This is a genomic window from Roseibium hamelinense, from assembly GCF_007830545.1.
GTDB lineage: Bacteria > Pseudomonadota > Alphaproteobacteria > Rhizobiales > Stappiaceae > Roseibium > Roseibium hamelinense.
In genome coordinates this window covers 105,838-122,187 of the sequence record NZ_VLLF01000002.1, presented here as the reverse complement: position 1 = coordinate 122,187, position 16,350 = coordinate 105,838, and the positions used below count along the sequence as shown (strand labels likewise).

Here is a 16,350-nt window from a genome sequence, read left to right as displayed (position 1 = left end):
AGCGGGGCGCAAAACGCCCCGCCAAATGTCTTTTTGTCTGCCCAGCACCTTTTACCGGGTCAGCGGCTTGTACTTGATGCGGCGTGGATCGGCCGCGTGGGCACCAAGACGACGCACCTTGTCCTTCTCGTAGTCCTCGAAGTTGCCTTCGAACCATTCCACATGGCTGTTGCCTTCGAAAGCGAGCATGTGTGTGGCCAGACGGTCGAGGAACATCCGGTCGTGCGAGATGACCACAGCGCAACCGGCGTAGTTTTCCAATGCGTCTTCGAGCGCTGCCAGGGTCTCGGTATCGAGATCGTTGGTCGGCTCATCGAGCAGGAGAACGTTGGCGCCTTTTTTCAGCACCTTTGCCAGATGCACGCGGTTGCGTTGACCGCCGGAGAGGTCGCCGACCTTGGCTTGTTGAGCCGGGCCCTTAAAGTTGAAGGACGAGCAGTAAGCGCGGGAGTTGATCTCCTTGTCATCGAGATAAATGATCTCGTTGCCGTCGGAGATCTCTTCCCAGACCGTTTTGTTCGGATCCAACGTGTCGCGGGACTGGTCGACATAGCCCAGGTGGACGCTGTCACCGACGACCACTTCACCATTGTCCGGTTTTTCCTGGCCGGTCAGCATCTTGAACAGGGTCGACTTACCAGCGCCATTCGGGCCGATCACGCCGACGATACCGCCGCGCGGCAGTTTAAACGACAGATCGTCGATCAACAGCCGGTCTTCAAAGCCCTTGGAAACACCCTTGACCTCGATGACATTGGCCCCGAGGCGCTCGCCAACCGGGATCATGATCTGTTCGATGGTTGGCTGACGTTCTTCCTGAGCGGCCAGCAGGTCTTCAAAGGCCCGGATACGTGCTTTTGACTTGGTCTGACGGCCTTTCGGCGACATACCCATCCATTCACGCTCTCTCGAGATCGCCTTGGAGCGGGCCATGTTCTCGCGGCCTTCCTGCTCCATGCGCTTTGCTTTCTTCTCCAGATAGACGGAGTAGTTGCCCTCGTAAGGAATGCCGTGGCCCCGGTCGAGTTCCAGGATCCAGCCCGTCACATTGTCAAGGAAGTAGCGGTCGTGGGTAATGATCAGCACCGAGCCCTTGAACTCGCGCAGGTGCCGCTCCAGCCAATGAACGGTTTCCGCGTCCAGGTGGTTGGTCGGCTCGTCGAGCAGGAGCAGATCGGGTTCGGAGAGCAGCAGCTTGCAAAGCGCAACGCGGCGGCGCTCACCCCCGGAAAGATTGGCCACATCCGCATCGGAGGGCGGGCAGCGCAATGCTTCCATCGCCATTTCCACCTGGCTTTCCAGGTTCCAAAGGTCCTGGGCGTCGATCTCGTCCTGCAACTGGGCGGCTTCCTCGGCGGTCTCGTCCGAGTAGTCCATCATCAGTTCGTTATAACGGTCGATCTTGGCTTGCTTGTGGGCAACGCCTTCCATGACGTTTTCCATCACGGACTTGCTCTCGTCGAGCTGCGGCTCCTGAGGCAGATACCCGACCTTGGCACCCTCAGCGGCCCAGGCCTCGCCGGAGTATTCCTTGTCGATCCCCGCCATGATCTTCAAAAGCGTCGACTTACCGGCACCGTTCGGGCCCAGGATACCGATCTTGGCATCCGGGTAGAATGATAGGTGAATATTGTCGAGGACCTTCTTGCCGTTATAGGCCTTTGACAGGCCATGCATGTGATAGATGAACTGGCGCGCCATGGGGCTCGTCGTCTCCGCAGGTTGGAATGTCGGGATTCTTCTTAAAAATATGGCGCCGTTTTAGGGGAATTTGGGCGCCGGGGCAATGGGGGGAATGCAAACTGACACCGGCAGGAGTGGTGTGGTCGGGACGTGGAGCGCCGCTGGTCGGACGGCTTCCGTTGAGTACAGAAACAAATCGCTATGGGATTAGGAGGGTCCGGGATCCCCATTTCGCTGAGTGTTGGATGACATGCAGGCGGTTAGACGAAAGAGCGGTACCCCTAACTTGCCATCCAATGTTGTCTCCGCCCCGCGCGGGCAGCCAACCAACCGTCCACGATGCCGAAAGCCGGTTTGTTCGCCGCTTCGATGTCCATTCTGTTGCACTAGACACAATCTAGCATCCAAACGGGGCCTGGCCCATCACACAAATTGCACCGAACCGCTGCCATTTGCGGCCGCTCCCTCCGGCGGCCGATTTTCTCTTTCCTGCGCTTGGAAAAACCGTAAGCTGGGGCTTCAGATTGTACACTTCCCGCCCCTGCCCCCGGACCTTTTCCATGACCAAGCCCGATATCCTGCTGCCCCGCAAAATGCTGCCGATCGTCGAGGAGCAGCTGGACGAGGCATTTACCGTGCACCGGCTTTATGAGGCAGACGACCGCACCGCAATGCTGGCGCAAATCGGCGGCAGGATCCGCGGCGTTGCCAATGGCTTCGTGGCCATGGGCAATACGCTTCTCGCTGACTTGCCCAATGCGGAGATCGTTGCCAGTTTCGGGGTTGGATATGATCACATCAACGTTGCCGATTGCCTGGCGGCCAAGGTGATGGTTACGCACACACCGGATGTTTTGAACGAAGAAGTCGCCGACACGGCACTCGGTCTTTTGTTGATGACCGTGCGCGAACTCGGACAGGCCGAACAATGGCTGCGCGCCGGCGCTTGGACCGGGAAAGGGCCGTACCCGCTGACCCAGGCCACATTGCAGGGGCGCCGCATGGGCATTTTTGGCCTCGGGCGCATCGGCAAAGCGATCGCCAAACGGGCTGAGAGCTTCGGCCTAGACATCGAGTATCACGGCCGTACACAACAGGAAGGTGTCGACTATCCCTATCACGCCACTCTGACAGGACTGGCAGAAGCTTGCGACACCCTGATGGTGGTCGCACCAGGGGGCGCCGCCACCCATCACGCGGTCAATGCAGACGTCCTGAAAGCTCTGGGACCGAACGGCATCGTGATCAATGTCGGCCGCGGATCGGTGATAGATGAGGCGGCGCTGATCGAAGCGCTGGAAACCGGCACGATTTATGGCGCCGGACTGGATGTCTTCGAGGATGAGCCGAATGTCCCCGAAGCTCTTTTGGCATTGCCCAGGGTGACCGTTTTGCCCCATGTCGGATCAGCCTCGCAGGCAACCCGCAATTCCATGGGACAACTGGTGGTAGACAACCTGAAGAGCTGGTTTGCGACCGGGAAAGCACTGACGCCGGTCCCTGAAATGACCCGGCTGTGACACCCGGTCTCAGCCGATTACTTCGCCGATTAGCATTTGCGGCTTGGTGTTGGTGTAGTTGGGAATGTCGGCCAGAACGGGCGCTGCGGCCGCCATCGCTTCGCTGAACTTTTCCTGATCTTCAAAAACTGCCGTGAAAATCGCGTAAAATTCAGGCGGTGTGTCAGGTCCGCCGGACAGGCCTTTGCAGGCCTGCACCGAGGTCATGAACGGCCCCATATGCTGCTCGACCAGTCCCATGTGAGTGGATGTGTAGTAGTCATAGTCAAACGTGGTGTCAGCGCCGACGGGATACAACACTTGTAGTGAAACGGCCATTTGCCCTCCTGAACTTGCTCGGGGTGTGCCAGCTACCTGGCTGACGGGCAACATTGCAAACGCGAATGCCGTACGAGGTCAACAGGCTTGCAGCAGAAGACTACGGACACAGCCTCCCTTCTTGCGGGTGGTCGAGCGGTTTTGGTTGCAAACCAATCCTGCCCATGCTGTTCAGCCCTATCGATCACGCAACAGGTGGCTTTGCCATGATCAAACCCTGGACCCTTCTTTCAAGCCGGTTTCCGGTCGCTGACCGATGGCTGCGCCTGCGTGCGGGAACCTATGAAACCCCTTCCGGCCAGATCGTCGAGCCGTTTTATGTGCAAGAGAACCCGGAATGGATATGCGTGCTGCCGATTACAGCGGACGGGGAGGTGGTGTGTGTCCGCGAATACCGCCACGGAGCAGATAAGGTCTTGACCGGTCTGATTGGAGGTGTCGTTGACGACACGGATCCGTCGCCGAAGACGGCTGCCATGCGCGAGCTTGAGGAGGAAACCGGTTATCGCACGAAGGACATGGTGGCGCTCGGGGCAGCCTACGCCAATTGCCGGAACCAAACCAACAAGGTGCATTATTATTTGGCCAGAGGCGTTGTACCGGACGGGAAGCGGTCGTTGGACGAGCACGAAGATATCAAGATCAAGTTACTTCCCTTGGAAACGGTAAGTGCGCCGGGCTTCCTTCAGCAGAGCTACCATCTTCTGTGCTTGCATTTGGCAAAGCCCCATCTGCAAGTACACGAAAGACGACAACGGAACGATACATTAAACCCAAAGTAGATCACGACACGTATTCGTACTGATAGTTCGGAATTTTATGCAAATCTTCACCTTTTTACCAATAACTCGTCCGAATAACGGGTCTCTACCGTCAGAAAATTCTGCGGACTATTCAACTGGGACCTTAAACGAAGCGCATCGGCGCGGAATTCGATATGACGCAGGCAAGGCTGCTTGGAGCGGCTAACACTGTTGTTTTCATTATTGCCTTGCTACTGCTGCAAACAGTGAATGCGCTTGCGGCACCCGTTGAAAGGCCCGGCACCGCGCTGCCGAATGGAGACGAGGTCATCGCGGTTGTTCCGGCAAACTGGCCACCGCAATACAGTCTCAACAACAAAGGAGAGCCGCAGGGCTTTGCGATTGATGTACTGGACCACCTGGCTGATACGCTCGGGCTGACGGTCCGCTATGTTATTGCGGAGACTTTTGTCGATGCGATCGCGCTTTTAGAACAGGGTGAAGCTGATCTTATCCCGAACAGCGGCATCGTACCCGAGCGCCTCTCCGACAATCTGTTCACCCCGCCGGTGGAGACGTTCCGGATTGTAGCTTTTGTACGCACCGGCAATGTTGCTGCAACAAGCGCAGCAGCGCTTCACGGCAAACAAATTGGGGTCGTCAAGCGCAACGCAGGCCTTTTCCTGCTGCGCGAACGCAAAGACCTCTCCCTGACGGGGTATGACGATGCAGAGCACGCCTTGCTCGGTCTGCTGTCCGGCGCCGTGAATACCGTTGTTTATCCTGATACCGTGTTCAATTCCCTCGCCCGCAGTCATGGCGTCGCTGACCGGATCACACAAATCGGAACGCCGCTAAAAGAAGTCCCTCGCGGACTGCACTTTAATAAAGACAGAACCGACCTGCACGCCCTTTTCAGTTCGGCAGTTGCGGCGTTTGTCTATTCTCCGGCTTATCAACAGATCTACACAAAATGGTACGGTCAGGAAGAGCCGTATTGGACGGAAAAGCGCGTTCATGCAGCCATGTTGAGCGCCATGATCGTTCTGATAATGGGCTTCTTCTTGTGGCGCTTCATGATGCTCCGCGAATTTTACAAAAGGCTTACAATTTCGCAGCAGCAACTCATCCACTTGAACGAGACGCTTGAGATCCGGGTCAAAAAGCGCACCGAGGAGCTTTCCAGGGAAGTAGATGAGCGCAAGCGCAGTCAGAACGATCTGGAAGCTTTCTTCAATCAGCCACAATCTCTGAACCTGATCGTTGATTTCAACGGCAATATTCTGCGCCATAATGGAGCGTGGTCGGATTTACTCGACTATTCCTCCCGGGAGTTGGTTTCTCGCCCGTTTATTCAACTTGTCCACCCGCAGGATGTCGAAGAGACCTTGGCTGTCTTTTCGAAACTCAGGGACGGAGAAGCGGTCGATGGCTTCGTCAACAGGTACTATTGCAGGTGTGGGATTTACAAGGATCTGCGCTGGTCGGCCCGTTCTGATATTGGCCGCCAACTAGTTTACGCCGTGGCCATCGACATCACCCGCGAGAAAAACGCGGAAGACGCGTTGAAGCTGAGCGCGAGCGTTTTCACCTCGGCTGACGAAGGGATCCTGAGCACCGATGCCTCTGGCACCATCCTCGATGTCAACGCGGCATTTACGGAGATTACCGGCTACGACCGGTCTGACGTTCTCGGCAGCAACGCGAGTGTTTTGAACTCTGGCAAGCAAGATACGGCCTTCTACAATTCTCTGTGGGAAACACTTCAGACCACGGGCATGTGGCGCGGCGAAATCTGGAACCGGAAGAAGACCGGTGAGGTCTATCCGGAAATGCTGACCATCAGCGCCGTGGAAGACAAAGACGGCAATGTGACCAATTACATTGGCCTGTTTTCCGATATTTCAAAGTTGAAAGCGCACGAAAAGCAGCTCGAACATCTGGCCAGATATGACAAATTGACCGGACTGCCAAATCGGGTTCTGCTTGAGGACCAGATGAGCCAGGCCATGGCCCGAGCCCGGCGCCATGGGCACTACATGGCCATCGCATTTATTGACCTGGATGGTTTCAAAACCGTCAATGACACGCACGGACATGCCGCAGGCGACGAACTTCTTGTTGCCATGGCCAAGCGGCTCAGATCCGTTTTGCGAACGGAAGACACCCTGGCCCGCATCGGCGGCGATGAATTCGTTGCGCTGATCACGGACTTACCGTCCCAAACCGATTGCATCGGCACTTTGGACCGCCTTCTATCCATAGCGGCACAGGAATTTAATCTTGAAAAGGCATCCGGTCCCGCTGCGGTTTCCGCCAGTATAGGCGTATCATTCTTTCCCCAAGACCTGCCCATGGAAGCGGATCAGCTGGAGCGGCAGGCAGACCAAGCCATGTATGAAGCAAAGCTTGCAGGACGCAACCGTTACCGGTTTTTCGATCCGCTGCAAGACCAGCAACTTGCTTGTTTTTATGCCCGCATCGAGGACGCGGGTGACGCGCTTAAAAACGACCAGTTCCAGCTGTTTTACCAGCCTAAGGTGGACCTTGAGAGCGGCGAAGTGATCGGCTGCGAGGCCTTGCTGCGTTGGCAGCACCCGGTGCGTGGTCTGCTGTCTCCGGCAGACTTCCTCCCTCCGGTTGAAAAACACGCCCACTTCGCTCTTCCGCTTGGCGACTGGGTGATGGAAACTGCCCTGAAACAGATTGCAGCGTGGCAGGAAACCGGCCTCGATTTTCCAGTCAGTATCAACGCCAGTGCCCTTCAAATTGCGTCGGACGATTTCGAAATCAAACTCAGATCACAGCTGGGCCGGTATCCCGAGATTTCGCCAGGCAAACTGGAGATAGAATTGCTCGAAACGGATGCGATCAAGGATTTTGATCATGTTTCGAATGTGATCCGTAGTTGCCGGGATCTTGGCGTTACCTTCGCGATCGACGATTTCGGCACCGGCTATTCGTCACTTGCCTACCTCAAACAGTTGCCAGTCAATACGCTCAAGATTGATCAAGGGTTTGTGCGGGACAGCGTGAACAACCCTCAAGATCAGGAGATATTGAAACTGATTATCTCGTTTGGGCAGGTGTTCGATCTCAAGGTTCTCGCAGAGGGCGTTGAAACGGTCGCGCACGCGGAATTGCTGAAAACCCATGGCTGCCGGTATGCTCAAGGATATGCTTTCGCTAAGCCAATGCCTGCAGCCGCCGTCGAGCGTTGGTACCGCACATGGGAAAGCGGAAATCCGCTTGGCAACAGCGCCCCCAGGCGGGCGTCGGCAAACTAGCTCAATAACTTCAAGCCACACTCGGCCATTTTTTCCGCCAAGGTCCTATCGACATTTATATAACATGTTATATAAATGCGAAGAGGTTCGAGAGATGCACCATGAACGACATTTTAAAAGAGCTGGGTTACACCTCGCTGGGCAGCCGGTTGAAACGAATTGGCGAGTTGCTGCAGGCACAAACCGCTGATCTGATGGAAGACATCGGGACCACGGGGACCGCAGTGCCCCAAAACCCTGCGCTAGCCGCACTTGCGCGCCATGGGCCTATGAGCGTCAGCGCTTTGTCAAAAAGCCTTGGCCAAAGCCAGCCCGGAGTGACACGGATGACAAACGCCCTCAAGACGGCGGGGCTTGTCGCAGCCGTGCCATGCAAAAAAGACAAGCGCATTTCGCTGCTTGCGCTGACCGACAGCGGATCCGCTCTCGTCTCCCGCCTGCAGGCAGACCATTGGCCAGCAGTCACCCGGGCCGTCACCAATGCCTGCGCTGACCTGCAGGGTGATTTGTTGCAGCAGCTCGAGCAATTGGAGACCACTCTTCTCAGCAAACCACTGGCAAAAAGACAGGAAACAAGTTGGTCATTTCAGGCACCGGCTCTTCCCGCATTTGCAATAAACGGAAAAGCCAGCGCTCCTCCAGCGTTCCGGCGTGCGATTTGGTCTGCACTGACCACCCGACAAAGGGTGTTTTCCTTAGGGGAAGGCACTGCCCTCCGGTTTGACCCAGAGATCGGCGCATTTGCAGCAACAAAAGACGACAGACCGGAAAGCCTGGCCGCTTTGAGCGCATTGCTCCGAACCCGAAGCGGCCCGGTGATGCTCTTGCAAGCTGACGAAATTGCACTGCCAGATGACCTCACCGCCGAAAAGACCGCGACAGGCGTTCTCCTGATCAAACGCCGATCAGTCACGGTTCATCGGAAAGACTTCAAGATCCAGCCGCTCGGAGATACGGATCATGCAGACATGCTTGCCCTGGCCGAACTCACCAAACCCGGGCCGTTTTTTCGGCGAACGCCGGAACTTGGCACTTTTTGGGGACTGAGGATCGATGGGCAACTGGCGGCAATGGCCGGAGAACGGCTTAAGCTCGAGGGCCACACCGAAGTAAGCGGCGTATGCACTCATCCTGATCACCGGGGCAAAGGGCTTGCAAAACTTCTGTCGGCTCGTGTCGCTGAGACAATCGAAGCCCGCGGTGAAGTTCCGTTCCTGCACGCCTATGCCGACAACGAGGGCGCGATCAAGCTTTATCAAAATCTCGGTTTTGACATTTTGACACCGGTCAATGTTGCGGTGGTCAACTCAAGGGACACGGCACCCGTTTTGTAATGCTCGCATGAGGTCATCGGAAAATCTTTCGAAGCGCCTGCATCCAAACCGGCCGCTCAAGTGTCTTTTGCATGTGACGTTTGCTGCTGGCTTTGTGCCCAAACCGGGCGGGCAGCGGTGCGACCACTTGGAGGAGACTACGATGAAAGCTTATCTCACTTTAGGAACGGCCCTTGCGATTGTGTTTGGCGCGGCCACCCTGGTTGCTGCAAATCCGCAAGTCGGCGGCGCTCCGATGTACGAGACCAAAAACATCGTCGAAAATGCAGTGAATTCCAAAGACCACACCGCGCTTATCACCGCCGTCAAGGCGGCCGGTCTGGTCGATACATTGCAAACCCCTGGCCCGTTTACCGTTTTCGCGCCAACCAACAGCGCCTTTGAAAAACTGCCCGATGGTTCCGTCGACAGTCTGTTGATGCCTGAGAACAAGGGTCAATTGACCAAGGTGCTGACCGCCCATGTGGTGTCCGGCGACATCTCCGGCAAGGACCTTATGACTTGGGCGAAATCGAATGGCGGCCGCTATAACATGCAAGCCGTTTCCGGTGATGCACTGACCGCCGTCGTCAAAGGCAGCAGTCTCTACATCTTCGATGAGGCAGGCGGCGCGGCGCGCGTGACCATCTCAGATGTCAATCAGTCGAACGGTGTCATCCATGTGGTCGATGACGTCCTGCTGCCGAAATAACCTGGATCGGCGCCAAAATCCGGTTTTAGTCTCCCGCGCTTAAGCGCGCGGGGGCAAGACTGTACGATTTCCCGGCAACCATTGATATGAACCAACCTGTTTTCAAAGGGCTCGTCGCCCTGCTTGCATTCATTCCCGTATTCATAGGCCTGACCGGCGTGGTTCTTGGCACGTCTTTTCCGGGATTTGACCTCACGGCGCCGGGCATTGATGCAGACAGTCACCTGCGGTTCCTGTCTGCCATTTTTCTTGCTGTCGGGCTCGGGTTTTGGTCCTGCTGTTTGCGCATCGGAGCTTATCAGGCACGGTTCGAAATGCTGTGTATTCTCGTTTTTGCAGGCGGTCTGGGCCGCTTGCTTTCGGCTGTTTTGGAAGGTCTGCCGTCAGCCGGTCACACGGTGGGTTTGTTCATGGAACTGGTGGTCGTCCCGTACCTTTTGCTCTGGAGCCGCCGTTCGGTTGCAGGCCAGCGAACCGAGGGGAAAAAGCCCCTGGCAAAGCTCAGCTAGCGATCCTGCAGCGCGTACCACCAGTAAGCGCCTTGAAGATAAGCGCCGCGTAGGGCCGGCAGCGGAAATTTCCGGGGCGGCGCAGTGATCGCCTGAGGCAGGCTGTCCTGGCCAATTCGGCCAAGGGCCAATTCGGCAAGCTTTTCTCCGGACAAAGACGCCATTGCGATACCGCTTCCATGCCAGGCCATGGCAGCGAAAACACCATCCATCCTGGGCACGGGCCCGACATAGGGTACCAGATCGCGGGTAAGGCAGACATGTCCGTACCAGGCGTGACTGGTTTCGACGCCGCGCCAAGCCGGAAACATGCGATCAAAATCGTCACGTGCGGCGGCATGCATGCGGCTCAAGGATGACTGTGTCTCAAACAGCCCTCCCCGCGTTCCGAACAGGAACCTCCTGTCCGGCAACAAGCGAAAATAATGCAGCAAGGTGCGCGTGTCAGATGCCATAAGATCCGATGTCCACCCCTGATCGGACAATTCGGCATCCGTCAGTGGCCGGGTCACCAGAATACTGGACATGACCGGAAACAGCCGCCCTTTCAGCCAGGCTGGCGTGTCCTCGCGGGCATAAGCGTTGCCGGCCAGGATCACCTTTCCTGCCCGCACGGTGCCTTCGGGGGTTTTAAGGCTCCACGCGCCGTCAAGTGCCGGTTCGATACCAGTTGCCGGAGATCTAGCGTAAATCCGCACGCCGCGCGCCCGTGCCTTGCGCGCCAAACCTTGAACATACTTCATCGGATTGAGGGCGAAACCGACGGGAACATGAAGCCCGCCATGAAACTCCGGACCGGCAATGCCTTCGGTACGAAGGTCCCCGGGCGACAGAACACGGGCTTTTATACCGTAGCTGTCGTCCAGGAACCGGGCTTCCTCCGCAAAACCGGCAAAATCAGACGGCCTGTGCGCGAGATAGATTTCCCCGTGCGAGTGCCGGTCAGCCTCGATCTGATAGCTTTCCAGCCGGTTTGAAACCGCCTCGATCGCTTCGCATTGATAGTCAAAGTAAGCGCGCGCCTGATCCAGGCCATACCGGCGCACCATTTGCCGGTCGCTCAGTTTGCTGCCCCCAAGGCAACAAAACCCGCCATTGCGCCCGGAAGCCCCCCAACCGACACGGCCGGCCTCCAGAATACAGACCGATGCCCCAGCTCCGGTGAGAGCAATTGCGGCACTTAAACCGGTGAAACCTGCGCCGACAATGGCAAAATCAAAGGCCGCCTCACCGAACAGCTTCGGATCTTCCTGAATGCTTCCAACGCTTTCTTCCCAAAAGCTGCCAACATTCAGACTGCCCGTATCCGGCGGCAACGGCATGAGCTAGATCCCCAACCGGTCGCGCAGAGAGAACCAGGTCATGGCGAGCACTAGAACCGGATACCGCAACGCCGTTCCGCCCGGAAACGCAGGAACTTTGAGGCGCTCAAAGATGTCAAACCGGCCGGACAACCCGTCGATTGCCTCTGCGCAGATCTGCCCAGCCAACGTCGCCATGGCAACGCCGTGTCCGGAATATCCGGTAGCGGTTAGAACATTGGGGGCAAGGCGGGCAAAATACGGCATACGCTTCGGGGTAATGGCAAGCGTCCCCCCCCAGCCGTAGTCTATGCGGACGTTCTTCAACTGCGGAAAAATCTCGATCATCGGACGGCGGACAAACTCCTTGATATCCTCCGGGAATTTATACCCATAGGTCTCGCCGCCACCAAACAGCAGCCGTTTATCCGCCGACAGGCGGAAATAATTGATCACAAATTTACTGTCTGCGACAGCCACATTGTCCCTGATCACTTGCCGGGCATCGGCATCCGAGAATGGTTCTGTCGCGACAACAAAGTTATTTATTGGCATCACATGGGCAGCGGTCGTTTTGTCCAGCGTCCCGAGGTATCCGTTGCAGCCAAGCACAAGGTGTTTGGCCCGGACGGTGCCGGTTGCCGTCGTCACAGTTACGGTCGCCCCCGGCTCATATCCGGTCACCCGGCTGTTCTCGCAGATGCGGACGCCTTTCGCCTCTGCCGCAGCGGCGAGGCCCAGGGCAAAGTTCAACGGATGGATGTGACCGGCGCCCCAGTCGACCGACCCGCCGAAATAAGCCGGACTCCCGACCATTTGCTGAACCTTCTCGTAGTCGAGAAACTGCACCTTGTCATAACCGTAGACGTGGCGCAGATGCTCGACATAGTCACGGCTCTCCATTACCCAGTCTTCGCGGTGATCCGCGTGCAGCACACCTGGCGCAAAATCGCAGGAAATTTCGTGTTTTCGTATGAGCTCCAGCATCAGGTCCATGGACTGGATCGACAGGTCCCAAAGCGCCTTTGCATGCGCCATACCGTGGCGCTTTTCCAGAACCGTCTGCTCCACGCGCTGGCCCGGACCGATTTGACCTCCATTGCGGCCGGAAGCGCCCCACCCGACCTTGTGCGCTTCCAGCAAAACCACCTTGTGGCCCCGTTCAGCAAGATGTAGCGCGGTTGAAAGTCCGGTATAGCCGCCGCCGACCACGCCTACGTCACACGTGGCGTCGCCTTCAAGCCGCGGGTAATCGGTCTGCCGGTTTGCCGTTGCAGCATAATAGGAAGGTGCATGAACACCTTGGCGGTCGTTGGCGGTCAAGAGATCTGGATTGCTGAACATTCACAAATTCCGGAAACATTTGTTTCTGCCGATGCGGATTCACGACACCGGCAGCTTCGAACGCACTGCAGCGGAAAGCAAGTGCATTTTGTGATCACAAAAATCCAAGCGCTAAGACAGGGCGAGCACGCGCAAAACATAGGCGGCCAATGCACCTAACACCAGCATGTTTAGGACCCACCAAACGCCTAGGAGCCGCTTGTGTTGCGGCATTTGCGAAAAGCGGCCTTGTCCGGCGTTTTTATTTTTCGCATGCTCAGTCATATGTAAAACGCTCCAAGAGAATGCGATCGGATGGAACGCCAAGGCCGATCAGGGCCACCTCCACTCCGGACATCATGGCCGGCGGGCCGCAGAGAATGTACAGCCAATCCGGGTCCGGCGTGCTGCCGAAAACACGGCGGACAAGCGCACCGTCAAGCATCCCCGTCTCCCCAGCCCAGCCTTCCGGCGGCTCAGACAAGCATTGGACCAGATGCCGGTTGTCTTTTGAGCAAAGCGAACGCAGCTCGGCCCCGGCAACAATCTGATCCGCAATCCGGTTGCCATAAACCACAATCACTGGCCGGTCGTCCCGCTCGGCTTCCAGCTGGCGGAGAATGGACAGCATCGGGGCAATTCCAACTCCACCGGCAATCAACGCATGGCCCGTTGCCTTTATTCCGTCGATCGTCAGATTGCCGAAAGGCCCATCGACGTAGGCGATGGTTCCCGGCGGCACATTTCCGATGGTGTTTGTGAAGTCACCGAGTTCCTTGATGATGAACCGTAAAACACCGCTCTCAGCCGGGGCCGAGGCAATCGAAAACGGGTTTTCCGCCAGTGAAAACGGACTGTGGCCCATATTAATCCAGCCGAATTGGCCTGCGCGGAACTCAAGGCCTTTGTGCCCCTCGGGCTTGAGAACGGCCTCCCATGTCCGGTCGGCCACCTTTTCCACCGACGCCACACGCCAGGGTCTGGCGCGCTGTAACAAGGGCCTTACCAGATAGACAGACAAGAGCGATGCCAGCGCGATTGCCAGAAGCCCGGTCCAAACAGCGGCCAACGCCGGGTCCTGCGCGTACCGTCCGGCATAAACCGTGTGATGCCAGGCCAGAAATGCGATCAGCGCCGCCCCGAGACCATGGGTCCAGCGCCAGCCTTCATAGGTCTTGAACACCTTGTCCCTTGCAAGCGACAACAGGACAAATGCAGGCAACAGCACCCAGGCGGCAGCTCCCGTTGCCAGCGCCAGACCGGGCTCGGCCAGGGTCAACTGACGTGTCGGATCGTAAGGCAGGGCGCGTCCGAACGGCGTCTGATAGAAAAAGGGGTGAAGGATTGCCAAGACCAGGCAGCTGCGCGCCAGCAATTGGTGAAAGCGCATGGTAATGTCCATACCGACACCGCCGGACATGGCTTTGAACCGCCCGGACAGCAAAAATTCTGCAAGCAGTATGGCGAAAGCCAGCATGCCCATTCCGGACGCGGCTTCATCCCAAAACCCGCGCGGCTCCCGCATACCGGCCATTGCCAGACCGAGTGGGATCAACACCACAAATAGATAGAGACCTGAAAGCGCGATACCGTTCATGGCTGTTCCCGGATGCAACGTCTTACATGCAATCCGGCGCAGCAAAGCGCGCGGGGGCCTTGCCCGCGATGATCTCAATCAAACAGCTGCGCGGAAGTCGGCAAGCCAGCCAAGTCCCTCGTCGGTATTGGTGCGCGGTTTGTATTCCGCCCCGACAAACCCTTTGTATCCGATCATATCCAGAACCTGCATCAAAAACGGATAATTGAGCTCCCCCTGGCCCGGCTCCCCGCGATCTGGAACACTGGCGATCTGGACGTGTCCCAAAACCTCTTTGAGCACCTGCAACTTGGTCGCAAGATCGCCTTCGGTGATCTGCACATGATAACAATCGAACAGCAACTTCACGTTTTGCCGTTGGGCCTCTTTCAGAACCGTCACAGCCTGAAACAGCGTCGACACCAGATATCCCGGCATATCACGGTCGTTCATCGGCTCGATCAAGATCCACAAACCCGCGTCGGCGGCAGCGTCGGCCGCATAGCGCACATTTTCTATAAACGTGTCGAGAGCGTCTTGGCCGGTGGCCTTGCCGGCCAGCACATGCACAGCCCCGGCTTTGACTTCCTTTGCATAGGCAATCGCTTGATCGATCGCCGCCCGAGCCTCGTGTTTACGATCCGGCAGGGCGGACAGGCCAAATTCGCCTGCAGCCATATCTCCCGGAAATGTGTTGATACAAATCATGTGCAAACCGGTCTCGTTCAGGACCGATGCGATGTCTTCGGGTGGATAATCATACGGAAAATGGCATTCCACCGCATCGAAGCCCGCGCGTTTGGCCGCCCGGATTGCATCCGGCAATGTCAATTCGTTCCAAAGGAACCCCAAGTTCGCCGAATACAAGGTCATGAGATGACTTTCTCCTTGCAAGAGGTGCATCTCCCACCCAAATGGAGACGGCCAGCATTTGCAAGGGGCTAAAACTTTGTCTGCGCACACTTCACACGCGTTTTTCGACCCTTTGTGGCGGCGTATCCTCTTGGTTTTGGTCTGCGCGGCATGGGTGGGCGTCGAGCTTTACCACGGGAATCAGACCTGGGCACTGATCACCGGCGGCATCGCTGTCTATGCGGCATGGAGCTTTTTGGTCACCTATAAGAAAATGCCGGGAACCGGCAAAGATCCGGGTTAACCGCCCGAAACCTGGGTTGCAGTTTCCCGTTTCAGCCAATCACAAAAGACCTGCGCTTCGGGGGCAAGCCCGCGTCTCGGGCCTGGTGTCACCAAGTAATGGCTGTGGCGGCTGGTAATCCTGTGATCGCTGGAGCGGATCAGGCGCCCGGTGTCGAAATAGGGTTGGGCTAGGCTTTCCAGAACCAGCGCATGGCCAAGACCCTGCGCGGACAATTCCAGAGCAGACAACGTCTGGTCGACCTGCAGTCCGGGTGTCCGCACACCTGGATCCCGGTCCAGATTGCGGAAAAAGCTCTCCCAAGTATCGATCACCCCCATAATGTCCAGCCGCGGCGCTTCAATGAGCTGGGACAGCACGTCCCCGTTCGGATCCAGGGCGAGGTCTGGATGGCAAACGGGCACAATCGGATCGTTGAACAGAAAGTCGACCGCCCCGTCGCGCCAGGAGCCGTCACCGAACCGGATATCGATGCCCAACTGATCCGGATTGAGCGTTTCAGCCCAGGACGCGCTGATCATTTGCAAAGGCACATCTGGGTGAAGGGTCTGAAACTGCCGCCAGCGGGGAATCATCCACAATTGACCGAAGCTGTTCAAGCAACGAAACCGGACCGGTTTTATGTCCCTTTGGCCGAACACGCTGACGGTTGCGATCGACAAATCGGAAAACGCCTTGGCGACCGATGGCAGATAGGTCTGGCCAAGACGCGTCAACTCCAACGAGCGGTGAGACCGGTCAAACAGCGTGTAGCCGAGATGCTCTTCCAGTGACCTGATTTGATAGCTGACCGCGGCCGGCGTGATTAAAAGTTCTTCTGCCGCCCGGGTGAAATTGCCCAGCCGGGCAGAAGCTTCGAATGAGCGCAACCAATTGAGCGGCGGCAAGATTTGGCTCAAAGCGTTTTCC

At 57.1% G+C, this 16,350-nt stretch carries 14 protein-coding genes; 7 read left to right on the top strand and 7 right to left on the bottom strand.

The window, feature by feature from the left end; genetic code table 11:
* Positions 1 to 51 precede the first annotated feature (51 nt).
* Positions 52 to 1,701, bottom strand: coding sequence for an energy-dependent translational throttle protein EttA (gene ettA, locus JM93_RS05385; RefSeq protein WP_145341167.1), 1,650 nt, complete (start codon positions 1,699 to 1,701; stop codon positions 52 to 54).
* Between the two features lie 542 nt (positions 1,702 to 2,243).
* On the opposite strand from ettA, the gene JM93_RS05380 reads away from it, so the two are divergent.
* The gene (locus JM93_RS05380; RefSeq protein WP_145341166.1) at positions 2,244 to 3,203 is read left to right on the top strand and encodes a 2-hydroxyacid dehydrogenase; all 960 of its coding nucleotides are present in this window, start codon (positions 2,244 to 2,246) and stop codon (positions 3,201 to 3,203) included.
* A 9-nt stretch (positions 3,204 to 3,212) separates the two neighbouring features.
* Here JM93_RS05380 and JM93_RS05375 read toward each other — a convergent pair whose 3' ends face one another.
* Complete coding sequence (locus JM93_RS05375) at positions 3,213 to 3,521, bottom strand: EthD family reductase (protein ID WP_145341165.1); 309 nt, start codon at positions 3,519 to 3,521, stop codon at positions 3,213 to 3,215.
* A gap of 65 nt (positions 3,522 to 3,586) precedes the next feature.
* Between JM93_RS05375 and JM93_RS05370 the strand changes: the two genes are divergently transcribed.
* The 5 genes from JM93_RS05370 to JM93_RS05350 all read left to right on the top strand — a co-directional run bounded on the left by JM93_RS05370 (position 3,587) and on the right by JM93_RS05350 (position 10,085).
* Positions 3,587 to 4,303 (top strand): NUDIX hydrolase, encoded by a 717-nt coding sequence (locus JM93_RS05370; RefSeq protein WP_145341164.1) that lies wholly within the window; start codon positions 3,587 to 3,589, stop codon positions 4,301 to 4,303.
* A 155-nt stretch (positions 4,304 to 4,458) separates the two neighbouring features.
* Positions 4,459 to 7,551, top strand: coding sequence for an EAL domain-containing protein (locus JM93_RS05365; protein ID WP_145341163.1), 3,093 nt, complete (start codon positions 4,459 to 4,461; stop codon positions 7,549 to 7,551).
* A 101-nt stretch (positions 7,552 to 7,652) separates the two neighbouring features.
* A complete protein-coding gene (locus JM93_RS05360) occupies positions 7,653 to 8,885 on the top strand; it encodes a GNAT family N-acetyltransferase (RefSeq protein WP_155197692.1) in 1,233 nt (410 codons plus the stop codon).
* Positions 8,886 to 9,027: 142 nt separating this feature from the next.
* Positions 9,028 to 9,576, top strand: coding sequence for a fasciclin domain-containing protein (locus tag JM93_RS05355; protein WP_145341162.1), 549 nt, complete (start codon positions 9,028 to 9,030; stop codon positions 9,574 to 9,576).
* Positions 9,577 to 9,662: 86 nt separating this feature from the next.
* The gene (locus JM93_RS05350) at positions 9,663 to 10,085 is read left to right on the top strand and encodes a DUF4345 domain-containing protein (protein WP_145341161.1); all 423 of its coding nucleotides are present in this window, start codon (positions 9,663 to 9,665) and stop codon (positions 10,083 to 10,085) included.
* Here the strand turns inward: JM93_RS05350 and JM93_RS05345 are convergent.
* From JM93_RS05345 to JM93_RS05330, 4 genes are all read right to left on the bottom strand, one after another.
* Complete coding sequence (locus JM93_RS05345) at positions 10,082 to 11,407, bottom strand: NAD(P)/FAD-dependent oxidoreductase (RefSeq protein WP_145341160.1); 1,326 nt, start codon at positions 11,405 to 11,407, stop codon at positions 10,082 to 10,084. The two genes, JM93_RS05350 and JM93_RS05345, sit on opposite strands and share 4 nt — an antisense overlap.
* Positions 11,408 to 11,410: 3 nt before the next feature.
* The gene (locus JM93_RS05340; RefSeq protein ID WP_145341159.1) at positions 11,411 to 12,730 is read right to left on the bottom strand and encodes an NAD(P)/FAD-dependent oxidoreductase; all 1,320 of its coding nucleotides are present in this window, start codon (positions 12,728 to 12,730) and stop codon (positions 11,411 to 11,413) included.
* Positions 12,731 to 12,986: 256 nt separating this feature from the next.
* A complete protein-coding gene (locus JM93_RS05335) occupies positions 12,987 to 14,306 on the bottom strand; it encodes a ferredoxin reductase family protein (RefSeq protein ID WP_145341158.1) in 1,320 nt (439 codons plus the stop codon).
* A 78-nt stretch (positions 14,307 to 14,384) separates the two neighbouring features.
* On the bottom strand, positions 14,385 to 15,158 hold the full coding sequence (locus JM93_RS05330) for a hydroxypyruvate isomerase family protein (RefSeq protein ID WP_145341157.1): 774 nt from the start codon (positions 15,156 to 15,158) through the stop codon (positions 14,385 to 14,387).
* A 76-nt stretch (positions 15,159 to 15,234) separates the two neighbouring features.
* Between JM93_RS05330 and JM93_RS05325 the strand changes: the two genes are divergently transcribed.
* Positions 15,235 to 15,441 (top strand): hypothetical protein, encoded by a 207-nt coding sequence (locus JM93_RS05325; RefSeq protein WP_170230541.1) that lies wholly within the window; start codon positions 15,235 to 15,237, stop codon positions 15,439 to 15,441.
* On the opposite strand, the gene JM93_RS05320 is transcribed toward JM93_RS05325, so the two are convergent.
* Positions 15,438 to 16,340, bottom strand: a complete 903-nt coding sequence (locus JM93_RS05320) for a LysR family transcriptional regulator (RefSeq protein WP_145341155.1) — start codon at positions 16,338 to 16,340, stop codon at positions 15,438 to 15,440. The genes JM93_RS05325 and JM93_RS05320 overlap by 4 nt on opposite strands.
* Between the last annotated feature and the right edge of the window lie 10 nt (positions 16,341 to 16,350).